Origin of the sequence: Mycobacterium sp. E2238, assembly GCF_001672665.1 — a bacterium.
In the GTDB taxonomy this organism is placed as follows: Bacteria; Actinomycetota; Actinomycetes; order Mycobacteriales; family Mycobacteriaceae; genus Mycobacterium.
In genome coordinates this window covers 1-26,269 of record NZ_LZKF01000251.1, presented here as the reverse complement: position 1 = coordinate 26,269, position 26,269 = coordinate 1, and the positions used below count along the sequence as shown (strand labels likewise).

26 protein-coding genes and 1 pseudogene are annotated in these 26,269 nt (G+C 69.3%); 7 read left to right on the top strand and 20 right to left on the bottom strand.

Annotated elements, in window-relative coordinates; translation table 11 throughout:
• The 6 genes and pseudogenes from A5711_RS23475 to A5711_RS23450 all read right to left on the bottom strand — a co-directional run.
• Window positions 1-204 (bottom strand): annotated as a pseudogene (locus A5711_RS23475) (restriction endonuclease subunit S); the annotation flags it as partial.
• Window positions 201-1,574 carry a type I restriction-modification system subunit M gene (locus tag A5711_RS23470; protein ID WP_067950796.1) on the bottom strand — a complete coding sequence of 458 codons (1,374 nt, stop codon included), beginning with the start codon at window positions 1,572-1,574 and terminating at the stop codon, window positions 201-203. The pseudogene A5711_RS23475 and the gene A5711_RS23470, both read right to left, overlap by 4 nt.
• On the bottom strand, window positions 1,574-2,782 hold the full coding sequence (locus A5711_RS23465) for a winged helix-turn-helix domain-containing protein (RefSeq protein WP_067950804.1): 1,209 nt from the start codon (window positions 2,780-2,782) through the stop codon (window positions 1,574-1,576). Before A5711_RS23465 ends, A5711_RS23470 begins: the two co-directional genes overlap by 1 nt.
• Window positions 2,783-2,836: 54 nt before the next feature.
• Entirely contained in the window at window positions 2,837-3,538 is a 702-nt protein-coding gene (locus A5711_RS23460; protein ID WP_067950794.1) for a cell division protein DivIVA, read from the bottom strand.
• An 86-nt stretch (window positions 3,539-3,624) separates the two neighbouring features.
• The gene (locus A5711_RS23455) at window positions 3,625-4,122 is read right to left on the bottom strand and encodes a dihydrofolate reductase (RefSeq protein ID WP_067950792.1); all 498 of its coding nucleotides are present in this window, start codon (window positions 4,120-4,122) and stop codon (window positions 3,625-3,627) included.
• A complete protein-coding gene (locus A5711_RS23450; RefSeq protein ID WP_067950790.1) occupies window positions 4,119-4,919 on the bottom strand; it encodes a thymidylate synthase in 801 nt (266 codons plus the stop codon). Before A5711_RS23450 ends, A5711_RS23455 begins: the two co-directional genes overlap by 4 nt.
• 98 nt (window positions 4,920-5,017) lie before the next feature.
• Between A5711_RS23450 and A5711_RS23445 the strand changes: the two genes are divergently transcribed.
• Window positions 5,018-5,767, top strand: coding sequence for a dienelactone hydrolase family protein (locus A5711_RS23445; RefSeq protein ID WP_067950788.1), 750 nt, complete (start codon window positions 5,018-5,020; stop codon window positions 5,765-5,767).
• On the opposite strand, the gene A5711_RS23440 is transcribed toward A5711_RS23445, so the two are convergent.
• From A5711_RS23440 to A5711_RS23425, 4 genes are all read right to left on the bottom strand, one after another.
• Complete coding sequence (locus A5711_RS23440; protein ID WP_067950802.1) at window positions 5,756-6,970, bottom strand: glycosyltransferase; 1,215 nt, start codon at window positions 6,968-6,970, stop codon at window positions 5,756-5,758. The two genes, A5711_RS23445 and A5711_RS23440, sit on opposite strands and share 12 nt — an antisense overlap.
• Before the next feature lie 196 nt (window positions 6,971-7,166).
• On the bottom strand, window positions 7,167-8,291 hold the full coding sequence (locus A5711_RS23435; protein ID WP_067950786.1) for an acyl-CoA dehydrogenase family protein: 1,125 nt from the start codon (window positions 8,289-8,291) through the stop codon (window positions 7,167-7,169).
• Entirely contained in the window at window positions 8,288-9,493 is a 1,206-nt protein-coding gene (locus A5711_RS23430) for an acyl-CoA dehydrogenase family protein (RefSeq protein ID WP_067950785.1), read from the bottom strand. Before A5711_RS23430 ends, A5711_RS23435 begins: the two co-directional genes overlap by 4 nt.
• A 2-nt stretch (window positions 9,494-9,495) precedes the next feature.
• A complete protein-coding gene (locus A5711_RS23425; RefSeq protein ID WP_067950783.1) occupies window positions 9,496-10,266 on the bottom strand; it encodes an SDR family oxidoreductase in 771 nt (256 codons plus the stop codon).
• 89 nt (window positions 10,267-10,355) lie between these two features.
• Here A5711_RS23425 and A5711_RS23420 point away from each other — a divergent pair, with 89 nt between their 5' ends.
• On the top strand, window positions 10,356-10,703 hold the full coding sequence (locus tag A5711_RS23420; protein WP_067950780.1) for a PE-PGRS family protein: 348 nt from the start codon (window positions 10,356-10,358) through the stop codon (window positions 10,701-10,703).
• On the opposite strand, the gene A5711_RS23415 is transcribed toward A5711_RS23420, so the two are convergent.
• Together A5711_RS23415 and A5711_RS23410 are read right to left on the bottom strand one after the other, a co-directional pair.
• Window positions 10,704-13,943: a carboxyl transferase domain-containing protein gene (locus tag A5711_RS23415; RefSeq protein WP_067950778.1), complete on the bottom strand. Its 3,240-nt coding sequence runs from the start codon at window positions 13,941-13,943 to the stop codon at window positions 10,704-10,706.
• On the bottom strand, window positions 13,940-15,475 hold the full coding sequence (locus A5711_RS23410) for a class I adenylate-forming enzyme family protein (protein ID WP_197520197.1): 1,536 nt from the start codon (window positions 15,473-15,475) through the stop codon (window positions 13,940-13,942). The genes A5711_RS23415 and A5711_RS23410 overlap by 4 nt, the downstream gene beginning before the upstream one ends.
• A 38-nt stretch (window positions 15,476-15,513) precedes the next feature.
• Between A5711_RS23410 and A5711_RS23405 the strand changes: the two genes are divergently transcribed.
• Window positions 15,514-16,347: a thioesterase family protein gene (locus tag A5711_RS23405; protein WP_082975826.1), complete on the top strand. Its 834-nt coding sequence runs from the start codon at window positions 15,514-15,516 to the stop codon at window positions 16,345-16,347.
• 5 nt (window positions 16,348-16,352) lie between these two features.
• Here A5711_RS23405 and A5711_RS23400 read toward each other — a convergent pair whose 3' ends face one another.
• The 3 genes from A5711_RS23400 to dapB are packed head-to-tail and all read right to left on the bottom strand — an operon-like array spanning window position 16,353 to window position 17,994.
• Window positions 16,353-16,808: a flavodoxin family protein gene (locus A5711_RS23400; protein WP_067950775.1), complete on the bottom strand. Its 456-nt coding sequence runs from the start codon at window positions 16,806-16,808 to the stop codon at window positions 16,353-16,355.
• The gene (locus A5711_RS23395; protein ID WP_067950773.1) at window positions 16,805-17,260 is read right to left on the bottom strand and encodes a hypothetical protein; all 456 of its coding nucleotides are present in this window, start codon (window positions 17,258-17,260) and stop codon (window positions 16,805-16,807) included. The genes A5711_RS23400 and A5711_RS23395 overlap by 4 nt, the downstream gene beginning before the upstream one ends.
• A complete protein-coding gene (dapB, locus tag A5711_RS23390) occupies window positions 17,257-17,994 on the bottom strand; it encodes a 4-hydroxy-tetrahydrodipicolinate reductase (RefSeq protein WP_067950771.1) in 738 nt (245 codons plus the stop codon). Before dapB ends, A5711_RS23395 begins: the two co-directional genes overlap by 4 nt.
• Before the next feature lie 103 nt (window positions 17,995-18,097).
• Here dapB and A5711_RS23385 point away from each other — a divergent pair, with 103 nt between their 5' ends.
• Entirely contained in the window at window positions 18,098-19,444 is a 1,347-nt protein-coding gene (locus tag A5711_RS23385; protein ID WP_067950769.1) for an HNH endonuclease signature motif containing protein, read from the top strand.
• A 7-nt stretch (window positions 19,445-19,451) separates the two neighbouring features.
• On the opposite strand, the gene A5711_RS23380 is transcribed toward A5711_RS23385, so the two are convergent.
• Together A5711_RS23380 and A5711_RS23375 are read right to left on the bottom strand one after the other, a co-directional pair.
• The gene (locus A5711_RS23380) at window positions 19,452-20,534 is read right to left on the bottom strand and encodes a dihydrodipicolinate reductase (protein WP_067950767.1); all 1,083 of its coding nucleotides are present in this window, start codon (window positions 20,532-20,534) and stop codon (window positions 19,452-19,454) included.
• On the bottom strand, window positions 20,531-21,538 hold the full coding sequence (locus A5711_RS23375) for a Rieske 2Fe-2S domain-containing protein (RefSeq protein WP_067950764.1): 1,008 nt from the start codon (window positions 21,536-21,538) through the stop codon (window positions 20,531-20,533). Before A5711_RS23375 ends, A5711_RS23380 begins: the two co-directional genes overlap by 4 nt.
• A gap of 169 nt (window positions 21,539-21,707) precedes the next feature.
• On the opposite strand from A5711_RS23375, the gene A5711_RS23370 reads away from it, so the two are divergent.
• Window positions 21,708-22,283 carry a TetR/AcrR family transcriptional regulator gene (locus A5711_RS23370; protein WP_369827378.1) on the top strand — a complete coding sequence of 192 codons (576 nt, stop codon included), beginning with the start codon at window positions 21,708-21,710 and terminating at the stop codon, window positions 22,281-22,283.
• A gap of 2 nt (window positions 22,284-22,285) precedes the next feature.
• On the top strand, window positions 22,286-22,792 hold the full coding sequence (locus A5711_RS23365; protein ID WP_082953429.1) for a GNAT family N-acetyltransferase: 507 nt from the start codon (window positions 22,286-22,288) through the stop codon (window positions 22,790-22,792).
• Here A5711_RS23365 and A5711_RS23360 read toward each other — a convergent pair.
• Window positions 22,779-24,239, bottom strand: coding sequence for an NAD(P)/FAD-dependent oxidoreductase (locus A5711_RS23360; RefSeq protein ID WP_067950760.1), 1,461 nt, complete (start codon window positions 24,237-24,239; stop codon window positions 22,779-22,781). The genes A5711_RS23365 and A5711_RS23360 overlap by 14 nt on opposite strands.
• Window positions 24,240-24,248: 9 nt before the next feature.
• Window positions 24,249-24,710 (bottom strand): SRPBCC family protein, encoded by a 462-nt coding sequence (locus A5711_RS23355; protein ID WP_067950758.1) that lies wholly within the window; start codon window positions 24,708-24,710, stop codon window positions 24,249-24,251.
• A gap of 99 nt (window positions 24,711-24,809) precedes the next feature.
• Here A5711_RS23355 and ald point away from each other — a divergent pair, with 99 nt between their 5' ends.
• The gene (gene ald / locus A5711_RS23350; protein ID WP_067950756.1) at window positions 24,810-25,925 is read left to right on the top strand and encodes an alanine dehydrogenase; all 1,116 of its coding nucleotides are present in this window, start codon (window positions 24,810-24,812) and stop codon (window positions 25,923-25,925) included.
• Here the strand turns inward: ald and A5711_RS23345 are convergent.
• On the bottom strand, window positions 25,922-26,269 hold a 348-nt coding region (locus A5711_RS23345), incomplete at its 5' end, for a nitronate monooxygenase (RefSeq protein WP_369829958.1). The genes ald and A5711_RS23345 overlap by 4 nt on opposite strands.

Here is a 26,269-nt window from a genome sequence, read left to right as displayed (position 1 = left end):
CCAGACGTCGGAGTCGCAGTACCGCAGGCTGCCGCAGCGCGACCCGACGCGCCCGAGGACGATCAGCGGGCCGGCCGCGTTGTGTTCGGCCGCGTAACCGATGGCCCCGTTGGCGCCGTAGACGCGGAAGCGTCCGCCCGGCGCGCGCGGCGGCGAGCTGCCACCGCTGCTGAAGGCCAGGTGGTCACCCAGCGTGGTGATCATCGCAGGCGCTCCAATTGTTGGCGCACAACGCCTTCCAGGCGTGCGGATTCGTCGAGCGCCGCGAGCAGGTCGCCGGTCAGGCGGGCGATCTTCTCCTCGGCCGGCTCGCCGTCGTCCTCGGGGACGGGCGCGCCGACATAGCGCCCCGGCGTGAGCGCGTATCCCGCCGCGGCGATATCGTCGAGCGACGCGGAGCCGCAGAACCCCGGAACATCTTGATAGGTCAGGCCTTTCGCGGCGGCCGATGCCGATCCGCGCCACGCGTGATACGTGTCGCCGATGCGGACGACCTCCTCGTGCGTCAGCACCCGCTCGGTGCGGTCCACCAACTGGCCGAGCCCGCGGGCGTCGATGAACAGCACCTGCCCGGACCGCTTGCCCTTGTCGGCGTCGAAGAACCACAGGCACACCGGAATCGACGTGCTGCGGAACAGCTGCCCGGGCAGCGCGACCATGCACGACACCAGGTCGGCGTCGACGATCCGCGCGCGAATCTCGCCTTCCCCGGCCACATTCGACAACATCGAACCGTTGGCCATGACCACGCCGGCCTTCCCGCCCGGGGCCAGTTTGGACAGGACATGCTGAATCCACGCGTAGTTGGCGTTGCCGGCGGGCGGGACACCGAAGCGCCACCGCGGGTCACGCTCGTCGCGGGCCCAATCCTTGATGTTGAAGGGCGGATTGGCCATCACGTAATCCATCTGCACGCCGGCGTGCAGATCGTCACGGAACGTGTCCCCCCACCGCTCGCCCAGCCCCGCGCTGTCGAGGCCGTGCACGGCGAGGTTCATCTTCGCCATCCGCCAGGTCTGCTCGACGCTTTCCTGTCCGAAGATGGTGACCCGCGCGGGATCGCCCTCGTGCTCTGCGATGAACCGCTCGGTCTGCACGAACATCCCGCCCGAGCCGCAGCACGGGTCATACACCCGCCCGCTCGAGGGTTTTAGGACCTCGACGATCACCCGGACCACGCTGGGTGGGGTGAAGAATTCGCCGCCGCGGCGCCCTTCCGCGCGCGCGAAATTGCCCAGGAAGTACTCGTACACCTCGCCCAGCACGTCCCTGGCGTTGCCACGGCCACCCAGTCGCGCGGTGTCCAGCAGGCGCAGCAGCTCACCGAGGCGGCGCGGGTCGAGGTTTTCGTACAGCCGCGGCAGCGTCGCGGTCTCCATCGCCTCGTCGACGAGGCGGCCGATGTCGGGCGAATCCGCATTGTGCGCCAGGGACTTCCACTGCGCGTCGGAGGCATGCTTGAGGAACACCAGCCCGAGGATGACGTCTTTGTACTGGCCGGCCGAAAGCGAGCCGCGCAGCTTGTTGGCCGCCTTCCACAGCGTCTCTTTGAGATCTTTGTCCGTGGCCCGCATCAGCCGGCCGCCCGCAGACCGGCGGCCAGGTCGCCCCGGGTGGCGACGCTGAACCCGCCCAGTCCCAGCCACGAGGCCATGGATTGCAGTTCCCCGGCCAGCGCCTCGACGACGCGCGGTCGCGGCGCGTCGGGTTCGCCGAACGCACCGACGACGCGAAGCGTGTCAGCGGCCCGGTCCGCCTTGAGGTCGACCCGCGCGACCAGCTGGCCGTCCACCAGCAGCGGCCACACGTAGTAGCCGTATTGGCGCTTGTGGGCCGGGGTGTAGATCTCGATGCGGTAATGAAATCCGAACAGCCGCTCGACCCGCGGTCGAAAGAAGATCAGCGGGTCGAACGGACACAACAGCGCGGTGCCCCGGTCGGCACGCGGCACCGCGCGGCCGGTGCGCAGATAGGCCGGCGCGGGCCAGCCGTCGACGTCGACCCGCTCGATCTCACCCGCGGCCAGCAGGTCGGCGACCGCCGGCTTGGCCTGCTGGGCCGACAGCCGGAAGTAGTCGCGGATGTCGGCCTCGGTGCCCACGCCGAGTGCGGTGGCCGCCCGCAGCGTGAGTTCCCGGACGGCTTCCTCGTCGTCGACGTCGCGCGCCAGTACGCTCGCCGGCAGCACCCGTTCCACCAGGTCGTAGTGCCGTGCGAAGCCCACCCGCGTGGCCGTCGTGAGCACGCCGGCCGCGAACAGCGCCTCGGCGACCCACTTGGTGTCGCTGCGGTTCCACCAGGCTCCCTTCTTGCGGCGCGGCTCGGCCGCCAGATGCGCTTCGATCTGCCCGGCGGTGCTGGGGCCGAGTTCGCCGACGGCGGCGACGATGTCCTCGGCGAGCTGGGGATTGGCCTTGACGATGTGGACGCCCCAGCGGCCGTGCCGGTACTGGCGCATCCGCCAGCGCAGCAGCGGCCAGTCGTCCACGGCCATCAGCGCCGCCTCGTGCGCCCAGTACTCGGCCAGCAGCCGCGCCGCGCGCGGACCCCAGGCGGCGCGATCCAGCACGTCGCGGTCGTAGGGACCGAGCCGGCTGAACACGGGCGCGTAGTGGGCGCGCACCGCGACCGAAACCGAATCCAATTGCAGCACTTGGATTCTCGAAATCAGGCGCTTCAGGTGGGCGCGGGTGACCGGACCGGCGGGGCGCGGCTCGCTAAATCCTTGGGCCGCAACGGCGATCCGTCGGGCTTGCGCGGCCGACAGCCTGGGGGTCCGGATCGACACGGCGCCGACATTACCGCTCGGGTGCGACAGCTCCCGGCGACGACGCGGCTAGCCCGTGCTGACTTTCCCGTCCAGCGGCACCGCGACGCTCGGCTCCGGCGCGTTCTTCTGCTCCTGGTAGGCCGACTCGAGCGCGGCCGGGACCGCTTCGAGGTCGCGGTACACGCCCATCAGTTGCTCGAGGACGTTGATCCGTTGCTTGATCGCCTCGTCCGCCGCGCGCCGGGCCTGCTCGCGGTAGTGATCGGCCTCGCGCTGGGCGTCGCGCCACGCCTTGTCGATCGCCGCTTCGGTCTCGGCACGCATCCCGGCCATTTCGGCCTCCAGCTGCTTTTTGGCTTCCTCGTAATCGGTTTCCATGGCTTTTCGCTGTTCGGCCATCTCCGCCAACTCCTCTTCGTGCTTTCGCTGCGCGGCCTCGACCTCGGCCTCGGCCGCTGCGATCAGCGCGTCCGCCTCGCTCCGCGCCTCGGCCTGCATCTCGGAAACCTCCTCGACCGCGCGCTGCAGCATCTTCGCCATCCGGCGCTGCACCGCGTGGGGTGAGGGTGAGGTGTCGATGAGGACGGCGACCTCCTTGCGCAGCGCGGCCGTCTGGTCGCCGGCTTCCTTCAGCCGGGACCGCAGGCTCTCGACGTCGTCGAGCAACAACTGCTGCTTGGTGGTCAACATCTCGATGTGGGCATCGACCGCGGCCGGGTCGTAGCCCCTGAACATGCGAGTGAACGCTTTCGTGGGTTCGGTTATCACTGCCAATTCCCCCTCCTGGCAACGTGTGGTGACGTGGAGAGACCGACCCCCGCGTCCGAGTATGTCACGGGCGCGGAGACCAAGGCCTATGCCCGACGGTAGCTGTGCAGCCGGTACCGCAGCCCCGTGCGACTGACCTGCCACTCCCCCGTCTCACCCAGCCAGGCGTCGTCGAGCACCGGCGCGAGCGCGTCGTCGTCGTCGCGCCGCAGGTCGACTTCGACCTCGGTGACCTCACACCGCGTGGCCTGGGGCAGCGCGAGCAGGTAGACCTGCTCGCCCCCGATCACCCACGTCTCGGGCTCGTCCGCGGAATCGGCAAGAGCCGCCTCGAGCGACCCGACGACCTGCGCGCCGTCGGCCACGAAGTCCCTCCGGCGCGAGAGTACGACATTCCTGCGACCGGGCAGCGGCCGGACCTTGGCCGGCAGCGACTCCCAGGTGCGCCGGCCCATCACCACGGTGTGCCCGATGGTCAGCTCTTTGAAGCGGGCCAGGTCCTCGGGCACTCGCCATGGGATGTCGCCACCACGGCCGATGATGCCCGACGTCGATTGCGCCCACACCAGGCCGAGGTCGGTCATACAGCGACGGGGGCTTTGATCGCGGGATGCGGGTCGTAATTCTTCACGACGACGTCGTCGTAGGTGTAGTCGAAGATCGAATCCCGATGTCCCAGCACAAGTTCCGGGTATGGCCGCGGCTCGCGGCTGAGCTGGGTACGCACCTGCTCGACGTGGTTGTCGTAGATGTGGCAGTCACCGCCCGTCCAGACGAACTCACCGACCGACAGACCGGCCTGGGCGGCCATCATGTGGGTGAGCAGCGCGTAGCTGGCGATGTTGAACGGCACGCCGAGAAAGAGATCGGCACTGCGCTGGTACAGCTGGCAGCTGAGCCGACCGTCGGCCACGTAGAACTGGAAGAAGGCGTGGCACGGCGGCAGCGCCATCTGCGGGATCTCCCCCACGTTCCACGCCGACACGATGATGCGCCGCGAGTTCGGATCGGTGCGCAGCAAGTCCAGCGCCGCGGTGATCTGGTCGACGTGCTCGCCCGTCGGCGTCGGCCAGGACCGCCACTGCACGCCGTATATCGGCCCGAGATCGCCTGTTTCGCTTGCCCATTCGTCCCAGATGGTGACGCCGTGCTCGTGCAGCCAGGCGACATTGGAGTCGCCGCGCAGGAACCACAGCAACTCGTAGATGACCGACTTCAGATGCACCTTCTTGGTGGTGAGCAGCGGGAAACCGGCCGACAGGTCGTAGCGCAACTGCTGGCCGAACAGGCTGCGGGTCCCGGTGCCGGTGCGGTCGGCTTTGGCCGTGCCCCGCTCGAGCACCAGGCGCAACAGGTCCTCGTAGGGCGTCGGGATCGGCACGCGGCCAGCTTAACGGCGATCGCAAGCGCGGCGAAGCCGGGCGCGGCGGGTCGACGCCGAAAAATCTAACTCCCAGGGCCAGGAGTAGAACGGGTCCCATGCCGAACATCATCGACACCATCGCCACCGCTGACGGGACCTGCACCGTCCATTTGCTCACCCCCGATGGTCCGGAAGCTCAAGTCCCGTGGCCCGGCGTGGTCATGTACCCCGACGCCGGCGGACTGCGCGACACCTTCGAACAAATGGCGGCCAAATTGGCCGGATACGGCTACGCCGTGCTGCTTCCCGACGTGTACTACCGCAGCGGCGAGTGGGCCCCGTTCGACATGGCCACCGTGTTCGCCGACGAGAAGGAACGCAGGCGGCTGTTCGGGATGATCGGCGGCATCACCCCGGACAAGATGGCCAGCGACGCCGTCGCCTTCTTCGACTACCTGTCGGCCCGGCCGGAGGTGTCCGGGGAGCGCTTCGGCGTTTGCGGCTATTGCATGGGCGGCCGCACGTCCCTGGTGGTCGCCGGCCGGGTGCCCGAGCGCGTCGCCGCTGCGGCGTCCTTCCACGGCGGCGGCCTGGTAACCGACGCGGCGGACAGCCCGCACCTGCTGGCCGACCGGATCAGCGCGACGGTGTACGTGGGTGGCGCCAAGGATGACGCGTCCTTCACGCGCAACGACGCCGAGCAGCTCGACAAGGCGCTGACCGCAGCCGGCGTGCAGCACACCATCGAGTGGTACCCGGCGGGCCATGGGTTCGCGGTGCCGGACAACGCGCCGTACGACGCCGCCGCGGCCGAGCGGCACTGGCAGGCCATGACCGAGCTCTTCGGTTCGGCGTTACCCCGCTAACCCGTTCAGCAGCAGCGCCGCGGCCATCGCCGCGCCGTCGGTGCGGATCTTGGCGGCCACGGCACTCGCCCCCGCGCGGATATCCGGCGACAGGGCGGTCTCGAGCGCGGCCGCCAGCGACCCGGCGGTGGGGGCCGGCCCGTCGTGCGCGGTGCCGATGCCCAGCTCGGCCACCCTGCCGGCCCAGTACGGCTGGTCGGCCCCCTGCGGCGCCACCACCTGCGGCGCGCCGGCCCGCGCTGCGGTGGTCGTGGTGCCAGCGCCGCCGTGGTGCACGACGGCGGCGACGCGGGCGAAGAGCGCCTGGTGGTTGAGCTCACCGATGGCGAGGCAGTCGTCGCGGTCGTCTATCGGGGCCAGGCCGGACCAGCCCCGGTAGAGAATCGCCCGGCGGCCATGGGTGCGGACGGCCTCGACGACGGCCCGGGAAAGGTCGGTCGCGGCGCGCATCGGCATGCTGCCGAAGCCCACGTACACCGGCGCCGGGCCGGCGTCGAGGAACTCCGCCACGTCGGCGGGGAGGGGACGTTCGTCGGCCAGCAGCCACGCCCCGGTCTGGACCACGTCGAGCCCGCTTCGCTCCGGCCACGGGCCCAGCGTGGGATCCGCCGCCAGCCACGGACGCTTGGTGAGGGCGTAGTCGCGGATGTCGTCCACCGGCGGCAGGCCCAGCGACGCACGATGGGCGTTGAGCGTCGCGCCGAACAGCGTGTTGATGTGCTGGGCGTCCAGCTGCCACAGCACCCGGTTGTCGATCACGCCCGGCGGAAACTGGCCGGCATAGGTCGGCGGCAGGTGATGCGGCGACGGCAGGATCGTCGGTTGGTAGCTCACGTAGACGTAGGGAATGCCCAGGCGCTCGGCCACCGACCGCGCGCCCGCGGCCACCGGCGGGAAGCCGGTCGACACCAGCAGGTCACATCCATCGGCCGCGGCGGCCACCGCGTCGAATTGCCCGGCCACCAGCCCGTCCAAGTGCCGGCGCAGGTCGTCCTCGGACGGCGTGAGGCCGGCCGCCCGCGCACGCCACGAATCGCCGAAAGGCACCAGCGGCAGATCCATACGGGCCAGCAAATCCGCGAATTCCCGGTCCGGCGGCGCGCACACCCGAACCTCCGCGCCGAGCGCCCGCAACTGAACCCCGAGCGCCGCAAGCGGTTCGACCGCCCCGCGCGAATCGTGGGTGGACAGCAGCACGCGCATTCCGATGTTTTTCACCTCCGGCGTGCGGTCGGCCACCTTGTTCGCCCACCGCGGACCGACACCTTCGCATGAAACGGCGGCCGGTGGCCTTGCGCCGACCCGCAGGAGACTCCCATGGCGCCGCGAATAGGGCAGCGCGATAACGAATTTCGCTGCTCCCCGACGTCCCGCGGGGAAAAAATCAACCCGAGCCCAACTAGTTCGGGGGCAGGTCGACCAACTCCGCCAGCCGGGCGCGGTGGCGGTAGGCGGTGCCGAAGGTCAACTGATCGCTCTTGGCGCGCTTGAGATAAAGGTGCGCGGGATACTCCCACGTCATGCCGATGCCGCCGTGCAGCTGCACGCACTCCTCGGCCGCGTGCACGGCGACACCGCTGCAATACGCCTGGGCGACGGCCGCCGCGACGGCCGCGTCGTCGTCGCCGCGGGCGCACGTATCGGCCGCGTCGCCGTCGCCGCGGGCGCACGTATCGGCCGCGTAGCGGGCCGCGGCCGTCGCGGCGCCGACCTCGAACCACAGATCGGCCAGCCGGTGCTTGATCGCCTGGTACGAGCCGATCGCGCGGCCAAACTGCTTGCGCTGCTTGGCATATTCCAGTGTGGTCTGGAAACACCATTGGGCGATCCCGAGTTGCTCGGACGCGAGCAGGGCCGCCCCCGTGCGCAGCGCCTCGGTGACCGGGCCGTCGGCCGGCCCGACGCGTGACGAGGCGACTGCCGAAAAACCCACGTTCGCAATGGGTCTCGTCATGTCCAGCGCCAGCAGTGGGGTCACCTCCACACCGGTCGCGGTGCGCGGGACGGTATGCAGCTCGGGTCCGTCCGCGCCGGCGACCGGCACCACCAGCACGTCGGCCTCGGCGGCACCGGCGACGCTGGTGACCGATCCGTTCAGTCCGTCCGTGCCGCGGGTCAAAACCCCGAGCGGATCGCCGGGTGCGGTCGAGAGCGGCACCACCAGCGCCGCGGTCAGCTCGCCCTGGGCCAGCGCGGACACGGTCTCGACGTCGCCGGCATGCAACAGCGCAACGGTGGCCAGCACCGCGCTGGACAGGAACGGCACCGGCGCGACGGCCCGGCCGATCTCCTCCATGACGACCGCGGCCTCGCGGGCGCCCGCCCCCGCCCCGCCGAGCGACTCGGGGACGAGCAGGCCGGCCACCCCGAGCTCGACGGCCAGTGTCCGCCAGACGCCGGAGAAGTCTTGCGGTTGCGGGTCATAGGCGCGGGCCACCGATTCGGGCGGGCAGCGGTCGGCGAACAGATGCCGAACGCTGTCGCGCAGGGCCTCCTCGGTGTCCGAGTAGAGCAGGTCACTCACCGGTCCAGGTCCTTCCAGGCGACGTCTTTGTCGACGCGGTGCTCGCCGGGCAGGCCGAGGATGCGCTCGGAGATGGTGTTGCGCAGGATCTCCGAGGTGCCGCCCTCGATGGAGTTGCCGCGGGCCCGCAGGTAGCGGTATCCGGGCTCGCGCCCCACCAGGTCGACGGTTTCCGGTCGGCGCATGGTCCAGTCGTCGTAGCGCAGCCCGGCCTCGCCGTGCAGTTCGATCTCGAAGCCCGAGATCGCTTGAGCCAGGCGGGCAAACGCCACCTTCATGCCCGCACCCTCCGGGCCGGGCTGACCCGCGGTGGCCTGCTGGCGCAGGCGCTCACCCGCGAGCCGCAGGACCTCCGCCTCGACCCACAGCCGCATCAGCTCGTCGTGCATGGCGGGGTCGCGCAGCGCGGGCTCGTTTCGCCAGGCCCTGGTGACCTTGCCGATATGGCCGCCCTCGCGCGGAGTTCCGGCGCGGGTGCCGATGGCGACGCGCTCGTTGTTGAGGGTGGTGGTCGCGACGCGCCAGCCGCCGCCCTCCGGTCCGAGCCGATTGGCGTCGGGAACCCGGACGTCGGTGAGGAACACCTCGTTGAATTCCGCCTCGCCGGTGATCTGGCGCAGCGGGCGCACTTCGACGCCGGGTTGCGTCATGTCGCACAGGAAATACGTCAGGCCGGCGTGTTTGGGCACCGCCGGGTCGGTGCGCGCGACCAGGATGGCCATGGTCGCGTGCTGTGCCTGCGACGTCCACACCTTCTGCCCGTTGACAATCCAGTCGTCCCCTTGCAAACCGGACGCGCGGACCGCCCGGGTGGACACGCCGGCCAGGTCCGAGCCGGCACCGGGTTCGCTGAACAGCTGGCAGTAGATCTGTTCGCCGGTGAACAACGGGCGCAGAAACTTTCGCTTCTGCTCGTCGGTCCCGAACGCCGCGATCGTCGGCGCCGCCATGCCCATGCCGATGTAGTTCTTGGCGGTGCCGCCCACCGGCGCGCCGGCGGCTGCCAGCTGGGCGTCGACGAGTTCCTGGGCCTTGCGCGGCAGGTCCAACCCGCCGAAGCCGTGCGGCAGATGCACCCAGGCCAGGCCCGCGTCGTACTGCGCGCCAAGGAATTCGCGCGGCTCCGTGGTGGCCGGGTCGTATTCGTCCAGCAGCGCCTGCACCCGCGCCTTCAGGTCCGTCACCAGATCATCGGAGCTCATGGCTAGCCCTGCGGTCGGAAGCCCTGCGCGGCACCGAGCAGCAGGCCGCCGTCGATCACCATCGTCTCGCCGGTGATCCAGCTGGCCGCGTCGGAGACAAGGAAGGTCACGGCGGCGGCCACGTCGGCGGGCTCGCCGATGCGTCCGAGCGCGATCGAGGATGCGAGCGGATCCTCGTGGTCCTTCCACAGCGCCTCGGCCAACCGGGTGCGCACCACGCCCGGAGCGATCGCGTTGACGCGGATCCGGGGCGACAGTTCCAGCGCCAACTGCTTGGTGACGTGGATCAGCGCGGCCTTGGTGGCGTTGTACATGCCCATGGCCGGCGATTGGTGCAGGCCTCCGATGGACGCGGTGTTGACGATCGCGCCGCCGTGCTCGCCCATCCACGACTTGACGACGAGCGAGGTCCACAGCAGCGGGGCCCAGAGGTTGACGTCGAAGATCTTGGTGAAGCGGGCGTGGTCCTGGTCGATCAGCGGGCCGTACGCCGGGTTGGTGCCGGCGTTGTTGATCAGGATGTCCGCGCTGCCGAAACGCTCGAGCGTGAGGTCCACGCAGCGCCGGGCGGCGTCCTCGTCGACGGCGTGCGCGCCGACGCCCAGCGCGTTGCCGGCTACCTGCGCCGCGGCCTCGTCGGCGGCCTCCTGCTTGCGGGCGGTGAGCACCACGTTGGCCCCGGCGGACGCGAGCTGCTGGGCGATCGCGAGCCCGATCCCGCGCGATGCGCCGGTGACGATCGCGGTTCGGCCGGTCAGATCCAGTGAGGTCATTGAGCTGCGCCTTCCGTCGCGAAAGCCAACGGTTTACCGTTTGCTATATGGATGTGTTTACACGTGTGTCAGCGTGGTATGCGAACCGCATGTCCACGAAATTAACCCTCACGAAAAGACTGGTGGTGGGCGGGGCTGCGGCGGCAGCAATCGCGGTCGCGCCGATCGCCGTAACCGATTCCCTGGCATCCGCACCTGGGCAGTCCGCGGCGCCCACGCACGTGGTGTTCAAGGACGACCCCAGCGGCGGGGGCTGTGACGCCAACGGCAACTGCGGTTCGGGCGGCCAAAACAGCGGCCCCGGCGGCGGCCCCGGCGGTCAGGGCTGCGTCCCGGGCGTCGGCTGCGGCTCCGGCGGCCAAAACGCCGGACCCGGCGGAGTTCCCGGCGGCCAGGGCTGCCTGCCCGGCGTCGGCTGCGGTTCCGGCCACGCCTGATCAGTTCGATGAACGCGGCTCCCGGAGCCTGGCGACCCAGGCCCGGGTGTCCGCGGGGTCGATGACGTCGTCAAGTTCGAAGGTGGTGGCCGCGCGCAGCGCTTTGCCATGCTCGTAGGCCGCCGCCACCAGCTTGTCGAACAACTCTTGGCGCCTGACGGGGTCGCCCTCGGCCGCCAGCTCCTTGCTGAACCCGAGGCGCACCGCACCCTCGAGCCCCATCCCGCCTATCTCCCCGGTTGGCCAGGCGATGGTGAACTGGGGAGCGCGGAAGGAACCGCCGGCCATCGCCATCGCCCCGAGCCCGTATCCCTTGCGCAAGATGATCATTCCGACGGGCACCGTCAAGCGTGCACCCAGAACGAACATCCGCCCGAACCGCCGGACCGCCGCCTCCTTCTCCGCCTCGGGACCCACCATGAAGCCCGGGGTGTCGCAGAGCGAAATCACCGGCAGCCCAAACGATTCACACAGGGCGAGGAAATCGCCGGCTTTGTCGGCCGCCTCCGCGTCGATGGCACCGCCGAGGTGATGGGTGCTGTTGGCGATCAGCCCGTAGGCCGCCCCTTCGACCCGGACCAGGGCGGTGACGATGCCGACGCCGTAGTCGGGGCGCAGTTCCAGCGCGGAGCCGGTGTCGACGATCGCCTCGATGGCGCGGTGCACGTCATAGGCGCGTAACCGGTTCTGCGGCACCACATGCCGGGCCAGCCGCGGATCGGGCGCCGCCCAATCGTCCACGTGACCCTGGAAATACGACAGGTATTGCTTGGCCAGCGAGACCGCGTGCGCCTCGTCGCGGGCGACCAGGCTGACCACGCCGTTGCGTCGCTGCACGCCTATCGGGCCGATCGCCTCCGGCGGGTAAACCCCGAGCCCGCCGCCCTCGATCATGGCCGGTCCGCCCATCCCGATGTTGGCGTCCGGGGTCGCGATGATCACGTCACAGACCCCGGCCAGCGCGGCGTTCCCGGCGAAGCACCGGCCCGAGACGATCGATACCAGCGGCAACCGGCCGCTCAGCGAGGCCAGCATCCGGAAGGTCGGCACGTCCAGGCCGGCGGCGCCGCCGACGTCTGTGTCCCCCGGCCGGCCTCCGCCGCCCTCGGCGAACAGCACCACCGGCAGCCGTTTCCGGGCGGCCAGGTCGAACGCACGGTCGGTCTTGGCGTGGTTGCGCATGCCTTGCGTGCCCGCCAGCACGGTGTAGTCGTAGGACACCACGACGGCCTCGGCCGCCGCCGGCCCGAAACGGTCCGCGCCGATGGTGGCCAGGCCGGCGACCAGGCCGTCGGCCGGGGTGTTGGCGATGAGGTCGTCCTCCGAGCGCCGGCTGCGCTGCGCCGCGATGGCCAGCGCGCCGTACTCGACGAAGCTGCCGGGGTCGACCAGATCGGCGATGTTCTCCCGCGCGGTGCGACGGCCTTGCTTGTGCCGCTTGGCGACCGCGGCCTCGCGGCCCTCGTCGAGGGTGAGCAGATGCCGCCTGCGCACCTCGTCGAGGTCGGCGCGTGGGCGGTCGAGATCGGTTGCGGCCGTTGCCGAATCGCCCTGTGCACCGCTGGCGGTGCGGGCGAACACCAGCAACGGGTCACCGGTCCCGACGACCTGCCCGGGCGTCACCAGATTGCGCACAGTTTGCAGTGCGTCCGGCGCGACGAGCACATGCTGCATCTTCATCGCTTCGAAGACGACGAGCTGGCCACCCGCGGGGTATTCGGCGCCCTCGGGCGCCACCTCGACCACCGTGCCGGCCAGTTGGGCGCGCAGCACGTCCTCGCCGGGATAGAGCTCGACCGGAGCCGCACGGACGTCGAGTTGGTGCGACGAGGCCGCCGCCGCCAGCTCGGGCAGCTTCTCGTCGACGAAACCGGTGCTCACCCAACCGGATTGAACGGCGGGGTGATTCAACAGCTCGCGGAGGAAGTCGATGTTGGTGCGGACCCCCTCGATGCCGAACTCGGCGAGCGCGGTCCGGGCCTTCCGCAACGCGGACTGCGGCGACGACCCGTGCACGTGGGCGACGACCTTCGCCAGCAGTGAGTCGTATTGCGGGTTGACCGCCAGGCCGGCCCGGCCGTAGGTGTCGACGCGAATCCCGGGCCCGCTCGGCGGCGAGAACGCGGTGAGGGTGCCGGCCGCCGGTACCACCGAGAGGTCGGGGCCGAAAGTCTCCATGTTGACCCGGGCCTGGATGGCAATGCCGCGATGCGCCGCGGGCTCCCCGATGATTTCGTTGCCGTCGGAGGCGATGCCGGCGGGCAGCCCGAGCTGGTAGTAGGAGGCACCCCCGGCGATGGCCAGCTGGACGGCCACCAGGTCAAACCCGGTCGTCTCCTCGGTGACGGTGTGCTCCACTTGGATTCTCGGATTGACTTCGAGGAAGACGAATTCCTCACCGGCGACCAGGAATTCGACGGTGGCCAGTCCCCGCAGTCCGACCCGCGCGCACAGCCGGACCGCGGCCTGGTGCAAGTCGCGCCGCAATGCGTCGGAAAGCCCCTGCGCGGGCGCCATTTCGACGAGCTTCTGGTAACGCCGCTGGATGCTGCAGTCGCGGTCGCCGAGCGCCAGCGCGCGGGTTTGGTGCCCGGCCGGAGCGGCGACCACCTGGACCTCGATGTGCCGCGCGCCGTCGAGCAGCGCCTCGGCGAACAGCGCCGGGTCGCCGAAGCCCAGTTGGGCCTCCGCGGCGCACTGTTGGTAGGCGCCTGCGATCTGGTCGGCGCCGCGCACGGTCCGCATCCCCCGCCCGCCCCCGCCGGCGAGCGCCTTGATCATGATGGCGCCGCCCTGGGCCTGGAAGAACGCCTCGATCTCGGCGACGCTGCTGGGCCCGTCGGTCGCGGGCAACACCGGCACCCCGGCGGCGATGGCGGCGCCGCGGGCCGCGGACTTGTTGCCCACCAGTTCGAGCGCGCCGGCGTCCGGTCCCACGAACGCGTAGCCGGCGCCGGCGCAGGCGCGAGCGAATTCGGCGTTCTCGCTGAGGAATCCGTAACCGGGGTGGATCAGCTCGGCGCCGGAGCTCTTGGCCGCGGCCAGCACGGCCGGCTGGTCCAGGTAGGCCCGCGGCCCGGCCCCGGGGAGGCCGATCGCTTCGTCGGCGGCGTGCACATGCGGGCTTTCGGCGTCGTCCTCGGCGTAGACCGCGACCGTTCGCATGCCCAATTCGACTGCGGTGCGGATGATTCGGAGCGCGATCTCGCCGCGGTTGGCCACCAGCACGGTCGCGCTCATCGCAGCGGCTCTCCCCACTGCACCTGTTCACGGAGTTTGCCCTTGAGCAGCTTGCCGCCGGCGTTGCGCGGCAGCGCGCTGTCGACCACCGTGACGTATTGCGGCACCTTGAAGTCGGCGAGCTGCTCGCGGCAGTGTTCGAGCACCGCCGGCACGTCGATCCCGTCCGTACCGCCGACCAACACGGCGCCCACTTTTTCGCCCATGACGTCGTCGGGAACCGCCAGCACGCACGCGTCCTGCACCTGGGGCGCCCCCAGCAGCACGGCTTCCACCTCGACGCTGGAGACGTTCTCACCGCCGCGGTTGATGATGTCCTTGAGCCGGTCGACGATGTGCACCCGGCCCGCGTCGTCGACCCGCACGACGTCGCCGGTGTGCAACCAGCCGTCCACGATGGTGGCCGCCGTCGCCTCCGGCCGGTTCCAGTACCCGGCGGTCACGTTCGCCCCGCGCACCACCAGCTCGCCGACGCCCGGCTGGTCGCCGCCGAACGCAACCAGGCCGAGGTCGACGGATGGGACCGCGTAGCCGACCGAGTCGGCGTGCTCGACGGCGTCCCGGCTGGGCAGCACCGTCATCAGCGACGACGTTTCGGTCATGCCGTAGCCGTTGAAGACCGTGGCCTGCGGGAAGGCGTCCTTCACCGCTCGCACCAACGACGGGGCGATCGGGGCGCCCCCGTAACCCACCCAGCGGACGCTGGAAACGTCGGCCTCGGCAAAGCCCTTCTGCCGCAACATCAATGCGTAGACGGCCGGAACGGTGACCATGACGGAGATGCGCTCGGCCGTCAACGTGGTGATCAACCCGTCCAGGTTGAGGGCGGGCATGATCACCGAGGCGCCACCCAGCCGAGCGGCGACCAGAAGCTGTGTGTTGCAACCGGTCACATGGAACAGCGGCACCGAGATGAGCGTGCGCATCGCCTCGCCCAGGTCGCGCGGCTGATCGAGACAGCGAATCCCGTTCTCGGTGTTGGTCAGGAAGGCCTCGTGAGTCGTCGGCACCCCCTTGGGGTGGCCGGTGGTGCCCGAGGTGTAGAACAGCGCGGCCACGTCGGCGGGACCGAGCCGCTCGGTCACGTATGGCTGGCCGTCGGGCAGCGGGGTGTCCGCGGCCAGGTCCGCCGTCGCCCCGCAGTCGGACAGAACGAATTCGACTTCCGGTTGCGCAGAGCGCGTATTGACCGCCACCGCAACGCCACCCGCCATCACGACGCCCCAGAACGCCAGCACCCAGTCGATGCCGGCCGGGTAACGCACCGCGACCCGGTCGCCGGGTCGCAGCCCGGCCGCCCGCAGCCCACCGGCGACGCGCGCGGCGCGGTCCCACAGCTGGCGGTAGGTCAGTCGACCGGCACCGAGTTCGACCAGCGCCTCGCTGTCGGGGCGCCGGTCGACCTGTTCGGCCAGCATGTCCAGCAGCGTCGCGGGAAGATCGTCGTAGTGCGGGACGCCGTCGGCGTCGCGGGTCACGCCGGTCGTCGGGAACGGGTTGTTTTCACGCGAAATTTCGATCACTGCAGGCATGCCCGTTCCTTACTATCCAGTGTCCTATCGTGATAGCGGTGACGATCGACGATCCCGCCATCATGCCCGAGGCGTTCTTCACTGTCGACGGTGACTCCTACCTGCCGGGCGTGCTGACCCGGGGGCCCTGGGGTGCCGCGATGGGCGGTCAGATCGTCGGCGGTCTGTTGGGTTGGGGCATAGAGCAATCGGGCATCGAACCCGACTTCCAGGCCGCCCGCTTCACGGTCGACCTGCTGCGCCCGGCGTTGATCGAGCCGGTGCAGATCCGGACCTCGATACAGCGGGAAGGCCGGCGGATCAAGCTCGTCGACGGGGCGCTGGTCCAGAACGGGACCACCGTCGCGCGGGCCAGCGCGCTGTTTCTGCGCCGGGGGGATCATCCCGAGGGGGCGGTGTGGTCCGCGCCCCTGCAAATGCCGCCGCTTCCGGCCGATTCCGCGGGCTTCCCTGCCGATATGCCGTTCCTGATCTGGGGCTACGGGGCCACCGCCGCGGGCAGTCCCGGCATCGCGGCCGGCGAGTGGGAACAGTCCCATTCCCAGAAGTTCGCGTGGACGCGGATCTTTCGCCCGATGGTGCACGGCCACCCGCTGACCCCGTTCACCCGCCTGGCCTTCGTCGGAGACATCACGAGTTCGCTGACCCATTGGGGCACCGGCGGATTGCGCTACATCAACGCCGACTACACGGTCACCGCGAGCCGCCTGCCCGATGGTGAATACCTGGGCCTGGCGGCCCAGAGCCACTACGGAACGGCAGGGGTCGCGACCGGGGCGGCCACCCTGTTCGACCGGCACGGACCGATCGGCACCAGCTCGGCGCTGGCCCTGGCCCAGCCGGCCGAGGCGTTCAAGCCGGCTTACACCTAGGCGACTCATTCCATCAACTGCGCCGCCACCGTAGCGCCGAGTTCCCAGCACGCCTGCAGGTCGCTCTTGTCCGGCTTGCCCGAAACCAGCACGCTCTCCGCGGCTTTCGTCCAACCCAGCCCGGTGGTGATCGACATGACCCCGCGTTCGGCGCCCTCGGTGCCCTCGTTGCCGTGCAGGTACAGGCCGAACGGGCGCCCGCGCGTCGAGTCGAGCAGCTGGTAGTAGGCGCAGTCGAACGCGTGCTTGAGCGCCCCGCTCATGTAGCCCAGGTTCGCGGGGCTGCCCAGCAGGTAGCCGTCGGCCTCGAGCATCTCGGCCGGCGACACGGTGAGCGCCGGTCGCCGGACGACCTCGACGCCCTCGATCTCCGGGTCGGTGGCGCCCGAGACCACCGCCTCGAACATCTCGTGGCAATGCGGGGACGGCGTGTGGTGGACGATCAGCAGGACCTTGCTCATTGGCGGCCCTGCAATTCCAGCGCCGTCTTCATCGCCTCCCGCGCCCGCCTGCGGTCCCCCGCGTAGTCGTAGGCGCGGGCCAGCCGGTACCAGCGCCGCCAGTCGTCGGGGTGGTCTTCGACTTCGGTGCGCACCGAGGCGAACAGCGCGTCCGCGGCGTCCCGTTCGATGCGGCCCGACGCCCGTCGTGGCAGCGCGCTGGTATCGAGCTCCATGCCGTCGGCGGCGATGAGATGTGCCAGCTTCTGGTGGGCGAACCCGGACCGCAGGGTCGCCACCATGGCCCACAGTCCGATCAGGGGCATGATCAGCACCGCCAGGCCCAGGCCCACGGCGGCCGGGCGGCCCGAGGCGATCATCGCGACGGCCATCCGACCCAGCAGCACGAAGTACGCCAGCATCGCCACGCAGAGGAACGCGATGAGGAACTGGGTGCGCAGCGTGTTGGTCATTGCAGGTCGAGCAGGGGCTCGAGCCCCACGGTGAGGCCGGGCCGTTCCTGGACGCGCCGCACCGCCAGCAACACGCCCGGCACGAACGAGGTGCGGTCCAGGCTGTCGTGCCGGATGGTGAGCGTCTCCCCCTCGGTGCCGAACAAGATCTCCTGGTGGGCGACCAACCCGGCCAGCCGCACCGAGTGCACCGGGATGCCGTCGACGTCCGCGCCGCGGGCTCCGGGCAGGCTGGTGCTGGTGGCATCGGGGTTGGGCGGCAGCCCTTTTCGCGCTTCGGCGATCAGCTTGGCGGTGCGCGCCGCCGTGCCCGACGGCGCGTCGGCCTTGTGCGGATGGTGCAGCTCGATCACCTCCACCGACTCGAAGAAGCGCGCCGCCTGCTTGGCGAAGTGCATCGACAACACCGCGCCGATCGCGAAGTTGGGGGCGATCAGGACGCTCGTGTTCGGGCTTTTCTTCAGCCATTCCCCGACTTGATCAAGCCGTTCGGCGGTGAAGCCCGTGGTGCCGACGACGGCGTGAATCCCGTTGCCGATCAGGAACTCCAGGTTGCCCATCACCACGTCGGGATGGGTGAAGTCGATGACCACCTCGGTGCCGGAGTCGGTGAACATGCTCAGGGAGTCACCGGCGTCCACCTCCGCGGACAGGGTCAAGTCCTCGGCGGCCTGCACCCCCGCCACCATCGCCGAACCGACTTTGCCCTTAGCTCCCAAGACGCCTACCCGCATGAGCTTCACCCTAGACCGGGGGACGTTATCCACAGTTGGGTGTTTATCCACAGGGGCCCGAAGTTTCGTGGCCGCTGTCTGCGGCGACCGATAGTATTCGAACATGCATTCGATTTCCGTTCCGGACGACGTGAGCGCCGCGCTCGATGCGCTGGATACGGCCGTCGCCAGGATCGGCAACCTCAACTTCGCGGCCTTGAGCCCCGTCGTCCGGCTGCGCGTGCTGGACGCGATGGAGACCTCCCGGCGGCGCCAAATCGCGTTCGGCACCGACGTGATCGCCGGCTTGGCGAACGAGGATCCGGGTGACGTCGGCGGTCCGGTCCACAAGGTGATCGCCGACTGGCTACGGATCAGCTATGCCGACGCGTGCCGTCGGGTTCGAGACGCCAGGCAACTCTCGCCTCGCCTGACGCTCACCGGCCAGGAGTTGCCGCCGGAACTGCCGGCCACCGCCCAGGCGTGGCGTAACGGCGTACTCGACGGGCAGCACCTGCGGGTGATTCAGGGGTTTGTGCGCGACCTGCCGGGCGCCGTGGCCGCCGAGACGGTGGATGCGGCCGAGCGTTTCCTGGCGTCGCAGGCGGCGCAGCTGCGTCCCGACCAGCTGCAAAAAGTCGCGCATCAGTGCGCCCTGTGGATCAACCCCGACGGGAAGTTCTCCGACGCCGACCGTGCCCGGCAGCGCGGCTTCAGCTGGGGCGCGCAACGCCTCGACGGAATGAGCGTCGGCAAGCTAATTGCTTCCCCGGAGTTGCGCGCCAACCTCGACGCCTGGCTGGCGCGGTTCGCGGCCCCCGGCATGTGCAACCCGGACGACGAAAAGCCCTGCGTCAACGGCGAACCGGGCGAGGAACTGGCAGGCAGAGACACGCGCAGCCATGCCCAGCGCCAGCACGACGCGCTCAACGCCCTGGTGCGCGGCCAGCTGGGCGATCCAAAGCTCGGCCAACACAACGGCCTACCGGTTACCGTCATCGTCTCGACCACGCTGCAGGAGCTGAACTCGGCGACGGGCCGCGCGGTGACCGGCGGCGGAACCGTGCTGCCGATGCGCGACCTAATTCGGATGGCCAGCCACGCCTACCACTATCTGGCGGTGTTCGACGAACACTCGAATCGCCCCCTCTACCTTGGCCGTTCACGCCGAATCGCCTCGCCCGACCAGCGCATTGTCCTCTACTCGAAGGAGCGCGGATGCACTCAACCCGGCTGCGACGTACCCGGTTATTGGTCCGAAGTCCACCATGTCGATGACTGGGCCACCGGCGGGAGGACCGATGCTGACAAGCTCACCTTCGCCTGCACGCCCGACCATAAGCTCATCGAAAAGGGCTGGCGAACAAGGAAACTTCCCAACGGGCGCACCGAATGGATTCCGCCGCCGCATCTCGACCGGGGCCAACGCACAAACGACTACCACCACCCGGAACGCCTCGCGGACCCCTGACCGGCGACTACCTCTTGAACCGCCCGGCGAACCCGCGCAGCGGCAGGTCGGCGCTGGTGATGAGCCCCGGCGGCGCCGCCACGACCGACTTGATCGACGCCAGCGCGGGCATGCCGGTGACGGTCATCCCGATCGAGGCGAAGTTGTCCGGATTCGACAGGTCGACGCCGGGTTTGGGGAAGATCATGTGCTTGTTGTAGATGCACGGGTCGCCCTTGATCTGGGTGATGTAGCAGCCCTTGATGTTCCAGCTCGGGTCGGTGTGCGGCGTCATCTGCCACTCCAGGTGCGTCTCGACCCGGGGAACCCCGTCCACCATGCCCTGGTACTTGATGTAGTTGCCCCCCAGCGATCCCTTGGGCAGGGTGTACCAGCCCAGGTCGACATCCTTGGTGCACGCGCCCAGCTCGTAGCTGAACTTCACCTCGTCGAGGGTCAGGTCGAAGCAGTCGGCCATCATCAACACGCTGTCGGCGAAGACGCGGGTGTACTTCTCCAGCTTGGACGGGATCTCCGGATCGTCCACCGGCTGGCCGTAGCCCACCTCGATCCAGGTGTCCTTGGAGTGGTGGCACGACACGTCCACCGACTCGATGGTGGTGACGTTCTCGATATCGGCGACGTCGGCCGAACACACCACGCCCAGTATCTGGTTCAGGCCCGGGTTCATCCCGGTCCCGTAGAACGTCGCGCCACCCTTTTCACAGGCCTCGGCGAGCAGCCGGCTCACCGGCTTGCCCGACGGGTGCGGATGGTTCTTGTCGCGGTGCCAGCCGGTGATCCAGTCGGCGGTGGTGACGATATTGATGCCGGCCTCGAGCACTTTGACATAGAGGTCCTCGTCGGGGAACACGCCGTGGAAGGTGAGCACGTCCGGCTTGGCGGCGATGATCTCCTCGATCGAGCCGGTGGCCTTGACCCCGTTGGGTTCGATGCCCGCGAGCTCACCGGCATCGCGCCCGACCTTCTCCGGCGAATAACAATGCACGCCAACGAGTTCGAGATCGGGCTGCGTGGCGATCCGCTTGATCATCTCCGAGCCGACGTTTCCGGTGGCCACTTGGAAGACGCGGATCGGTGCTTTAGTCATTCGGTTGAGCCTTTCTGCATTGCGAACGCATCCGGATAGAACTGCTTGGCCCACTTGCGAATTGCCGTGAAGCCCTCGTACTCGTCGGTGGCCAGCGCGGGTGGATCCGAATAGCGCTGGTGACACCAGATCTCGATGTCCTGCTCGAACTGCCGGATCACCTCACGGCCGAACTCGGTCGCCTTGAGCTCGGCGCGGGCCGGGTCTTTGTGCGGCGTGCGGCCGATGTAGACCATGAAGCGGACGTCGGAGGTGAACTCGTCGACCGGGGTGACCGCGGAGATGGTGCGGTTGTCGATCATCCCCCAGCTCTTGGTCACCGCGATGCCCAGACCACCGTTGATGGCCTCGACGCCGCTGTTGACGTCCTCGATCTTCTGCCCGTCGTCACCCTCGAAGGTGATGGTGAAGTCGACGAACGACACCGGCTCTGCGAAGTCGTGGCGGGTGAACACCGGCACGATCGGCGTGTTGTGCACGAACTTGAAATGTGCGAAGTCGACACCGTTTTCGAGCACGTACTGCGGGTGAAGCTCCAGGGCTGGCCGGTACAACCGCTGCTGCGGGTAATAGCCGCCCGCGCCGCTGCCGTCTCGGAACGCGCCGAAAACGTCCGGTGCGTCGAAGTACGGCTCGCGGCGCTCGACGTCATGCCAGAGGTAGACCGACTCATTGCGCTCGACCACGGGGTAGGTGCGGATCCGCCGCCCGCGGTTGGGCCGATCCTGGTAGGGAATGCAGACGTTGCGGCCCTCCTGGCTCCACTGCCAGCCGTGGAACGGGCACTGCAACACCTCGCCGACGACTTTGCCGCCGTACCCCAAATGAGCGCCGAGGTGTTCGCAGTAGGCGTTCATCACGGTGAGCTGCCCGGACTCGGCCCGCCAGGCGACCATCTCCTGCCCGAAGTACTTCATCTTGTGCACGTCGCCCACCCCGATTTCGTCGGACCAGGCGACCTGGAACCAGCCGGTTGGTTTCATCGACAACGGCGGCTTAGCCATGCGGAATCCCTCCTTGAAAACGAATGATAGGCCGCGCCCCCCGAGAAATCAAAGTACCCTCTATGAAACTTTGGGCGTGCGATAGGCTCGGCAGATGACTCGGCAGGTGAGCGGGGCCGGAACCGCGAACCGGCGCCCCAACCGGCGTGGCAACGCCACGCGCGAGAGCATGCTCGAAGCCGCGCTCAAATCGTTGGCGTCGGGCAACCCCGGCTCGGTGTCGGCCAACCGCATCGCCAAGGAGATCGGCGCGACCTGGGGCGCCGTGCAGTACCAGTTCGGCGACACCGACGGGTTCTGGGCGGCGGTGCTGCACCGCACCGCCGAGCGGCGCGCCGCGACCTTCTCGACCCTGTCGACGCCGATCTCACCGGACGCGCCCCTGCGCGAGCGCGTCGGCGCCATCATCGACACCCTCTACACCGGATTGGCGTCGCCGGATTCCCGCGCGATCGAGAATTTGCGCGCAGCGCTCCCCCGCGACCCCGCCGAGCTGGAGCGCCTGTTCCCGCGCACCGCCGCCGAGCTGTTTTCTTGGGGCAAAAGCTGGCTGGAGACCTGCCAGAACGCCTTCGCCGGTCTGGACGTCGACCCGGACCGGGTGCGCGAGGTGGCCGCCCTGATCCCCGGCGCCATGCGCGGGCTGGTGTCCGAGCGCCAGCTCGGCTCGTACGCGGACCTGGACATGGCGCGGCGGGGCCTGACCAACGCGCTGGCCGCCTATCTGGAGCAATCACGCCCGTGACGATGGGCGGCATCACGATCCGCCGTGCCGGACCGGCCGATCTCGCGAACGTCGCCGAGATGCACTATCCGGTCTGGCGGCAATCCTGGACCGGCATCCTGCCGGACACCACCCTCGACGTTCTCGGATCGCCGCGGCGCTGGGCCGTGCTGGCGTACCCGCGAATCCTGCAGCGCACCGGCTGGAGCATGTGGGTCGCCGAATCAGATTGCCGGACAATCGGAATGACGATGTTCGGACCGGACCCGGCGAAACCCGAGCAGGTCGAACTCGACTCGCTGTACATCGCGGCGGACTGCCAGCGGCGCGGTGTCGGGGAGCGCCTGCTCGCCACCGCTCTGGCCGAAAGCCCCTCGGGTGACGTCGTCCTGTGGTGCGCGGAACGCAACACCCAAGCGCGAACCTTTTACGAGAAGAACGACTTTCACGCCGACGGACGCACCCTGGACTGGGAGCCCCTGCCCGGCGTCAGGGTCGCACATCTGGGCTACCGGCTCAGCCGGCGGTGACGTTTCGGCGCAAGTCGTACTGTCCGAGATCGGTGTTCGCCAGCATGGCGCGATGCTCGCCCGGGGTGAAGGGCCACACCTCGGGTACCCCGTCCTTGTTCAGGTACCAACTCTGGCAACCGGTGGTCCACACCGTGTTCGGCATCGCCGCGCGCAGCTTGGCGTTGAAACTATCCGTCGCCGGCCCGGTCGGCTCCACCGTGTCGAATTCGCCGCGCCGCCAACGCTGAATCCACCGCAGTATGTGGTCGGCCTGCGATTCGGCGACGGTGGTGAGTGCGAGGTTGCCGACCGGGCTGTGCGGGCCCAGCATCATGAAGAAGTTGGGAAAGCCCGGCAGCGCCACGGTTTGGTAGGCCCGGGGACCGTCGCGCCATACGTCGTCGGCGGCGATGCCGTCGCGGCCGATCAGCCGCATCGGCCGGAAGAACGCGTGGGTGTCGAATCCGGTGGCGAGCACGATGACGTCCGCCTCGTGCAGGACGCCGTCGTCGGTTACGATGCCGCGCCGTTCCACGTGATCGATGGCGGCGGTGACCAGTTCGACGTCGTCGCGCTGCATCGCGCGGTAGAAGCCGTTGGACATCACCAGCCGTTTGCACATCGGCGTGTAGTTCGGGGTCAGGGCGCGGCGCAGGTCGGGATCGCGGACCTCGCGCAGGCTGACGCGACACAACGCCCCCATGATCTTTCGGCGCAGGCCCGGCTTGGTGAGGCCGGCAGCGAAGAGGTCGAAGCCGAAGCTGTAGCAGCGGTAGGCCATCCGGTCGAGCCAGCCGAACCTGTTGTGGGTGATGTTGGTGAACCGGCTGTACCGGGGGTTGGGCAGCCGAAGCACCCACTGCGCGGTGCGCTGGAACAGCATGACCCGGCCCGCGAGGCCGGCGAGGCCGCAGACGAGTTGCACACCCGTCGACCCGTTGCCGATGATGGCGATCCGGCGGCCGCGCAACTCGACCGAATGATCCCACCGCGCCGAGTGAAAAGCCCGGCCGCCGAAGTCCTGCAGACCGGGGATCGCCGGTAGCCGGGGGTGATGCAGCACTCCGGTCGCGCAGATCAAGAAGTCGACGGTCGATTCGTCCCCGGCATCCGTGCGCAGTCGCCAGCGGCCGCCCTCGAAGCGCGCGCTCACTATCTCGGTGCCGAACCGGATGCGCTCGCGCAGCCCGAAGCGGTCGGCGACGTCGCGGAAATAGGCCTGGATTTCGCGGCCGGGCGAGAACAGGTGCGACCAGTTGGGGTTACGGGCGAACGTGTACTGGTAGACCCGCGAGGGGATGTCACAGACCAGACCGGGGTAGGTGTTCTCGCGCCAGGTCCCGCCCACCTCGTCGGCCTTCTCATAGACGGTCACGTCGGTTATCCCGTTGCGCAGCAGCGCGATCGCGATGCACATGCCCGACATGCCGGCTCCGACGACGGCTAGGGCGGGATCGCGTCCCATGGTCGCCGGCTACTCGGACTCGGCGCGCGTCTTGAGGCGCTGCAGGGTGAGCCGGATGTGTTCGGTGTTGGCCGCCACGCGATCTGGGACGCCGGTGGCCTTACTGGCGATCTTGCGGAACCAGCCGGGCCTGTGGTCCCACGTGCTTTCGGTGACCCGACAACCGCCGTCGGCCGCCACGATGTCGTATTGCCAGCGCGCGATCGGAAGCACGGAGTGCCGCACATCGAACGCGAAGAGGCGGCCCGGTTCCGCGTCGGTGACCGTGCACTTGGTGCTCCAGCGCCGTTTGCCGCTCTCGTTGTGACCGGTGAACACCGCCCCGGGGCGCGCCGCATCGCCCTTGCGCCACTCCATCGCCACCGCCTCCTCGGCGAACGAGGCCAGCGTGGGCAGGTCGGTGATGAGCCGGTACACCACATCCGGGCGGGCGTCGACCTGCACGGTTTCCGACACGCAGGGGTCAGTCATGGGCCGATCATAGCCAGCGCCCCCGCGGTCTCACCTCGATTGCGGCCCATCAAAACTTTCTCCACACTTGAGGGCGAACTTCCAAAGCAAGGGGCAACCATGCGAGTCGGCGTACCGACCGAGGTCAAGGCCAACGAGTTCAGGGTGGCCATCACGGCCGCCGGCGTCGCCGAATTGACGCGCCGCGGCCACGAGGTGCTCGTCCAGGCCGGCGCCGGGGAAGGGTCGTCGATCCCCGACGAGGAGTTCAAGGCGGCGGGCGCCCAACTGGCCGACTCTGCCGAACAGGTGTGGGCCGACGCCGATCTGCTGCTCAAGGTGAAGGAACCGATTCCGGCCGAATACGGCCTCCTGCGGCAGCATCAGGTGCTGTTCACCTATCTGCACCTGGCCGCCTCCCGCTCCTGCACCGATGCGTTATTGGCTTCCCGCGCAACGTCAATCGCCTATGAGACCGTGCAGGCGGCCGACGGCAGCCTGCCGTTGTTGGCCCCCATGAGCGAGGTCGCCGGTCGGCTATCGGCGCAGGTCGGCTCCTACCACCTGATGCGGTCCCACGGCGGGCGCGGTGTGCTGATGGGCGGGGTCCCGGGCGTCAAACCCGCCGACGTCGTGGTGATCGGCGCCGGCACGGCCGGTTACAACGCCGCCCGGGTCGCCAACGGCATGGGCGCGAGCGTGACGGTGCTCGACCTCAACATCAGCAAGCTCCGGCAGCTCGACGCGGAGTTCGGCGGGCAGGTCCGCACGCGCTACTCGTCGGCGTACGAGCTGGAGGGCACGGTCACGCGGGCCGACCTGCTGATCGGGGCGGTCCTGCTGCCGGGCGCCAAGGCACCGGAACTGGTCTCGAATTCGCTTGTCGCGCAGATGAAACCGGGCGCGGTCCTGGTGGACATCTCCATCGACCAGGGCGGCTGCTTCGCGGATTCCCGGCCGACCACGCACGACGACCCGACGTTCACCGTGCACGACACGCAGTTCTACTGCGTGGCGAACATGCCGAGCGCGGTGCCCAAGACGTCGACCGTGGCGCTGACCAACGCGACGATGCCGTACGTGCTCGACCTGGCCGACCGTGGCTGGCAGGCGGCGTGCCGGTCGGATCCCGCTCTGGCAAAAGGACTTTCGACGCACGACGGCGGGTTGCTGTCCGAACGGGTGGCCAGCGACCTGGGGCTGCCGTTCACCGATCCGGCGAGCGTGCTGGCCTAGTCGGCTTCCACCAGGCTCGCGATGATGTCGGCCGCCGGCCCGGGCTGGGCCTCCTTGAACGACGTTCCGGCCCACAGCGGTATCCCGTTCGGGTCCTCCATGGCGGCCGCCGCCTCGCGAATCGGGGAGGTCATCTGGTTGACCTCCGGGTAGCCCAGTGGCGCCACATTGTCGAGCAGGCGGGTGAAGTTGTTCTCCAAGCCGCGGGCGTACCGGCCCGAGAACGCGCGGGTGACGACGGTGGTACCGAAGACCGGATTCTTCAGGGCGGTGCGGTGGCCGCCCAGGTCGGCACCGCGCTGCTGCTCAGCGACGAAGCGGGCACCAGCGCCGCGCACCGCACC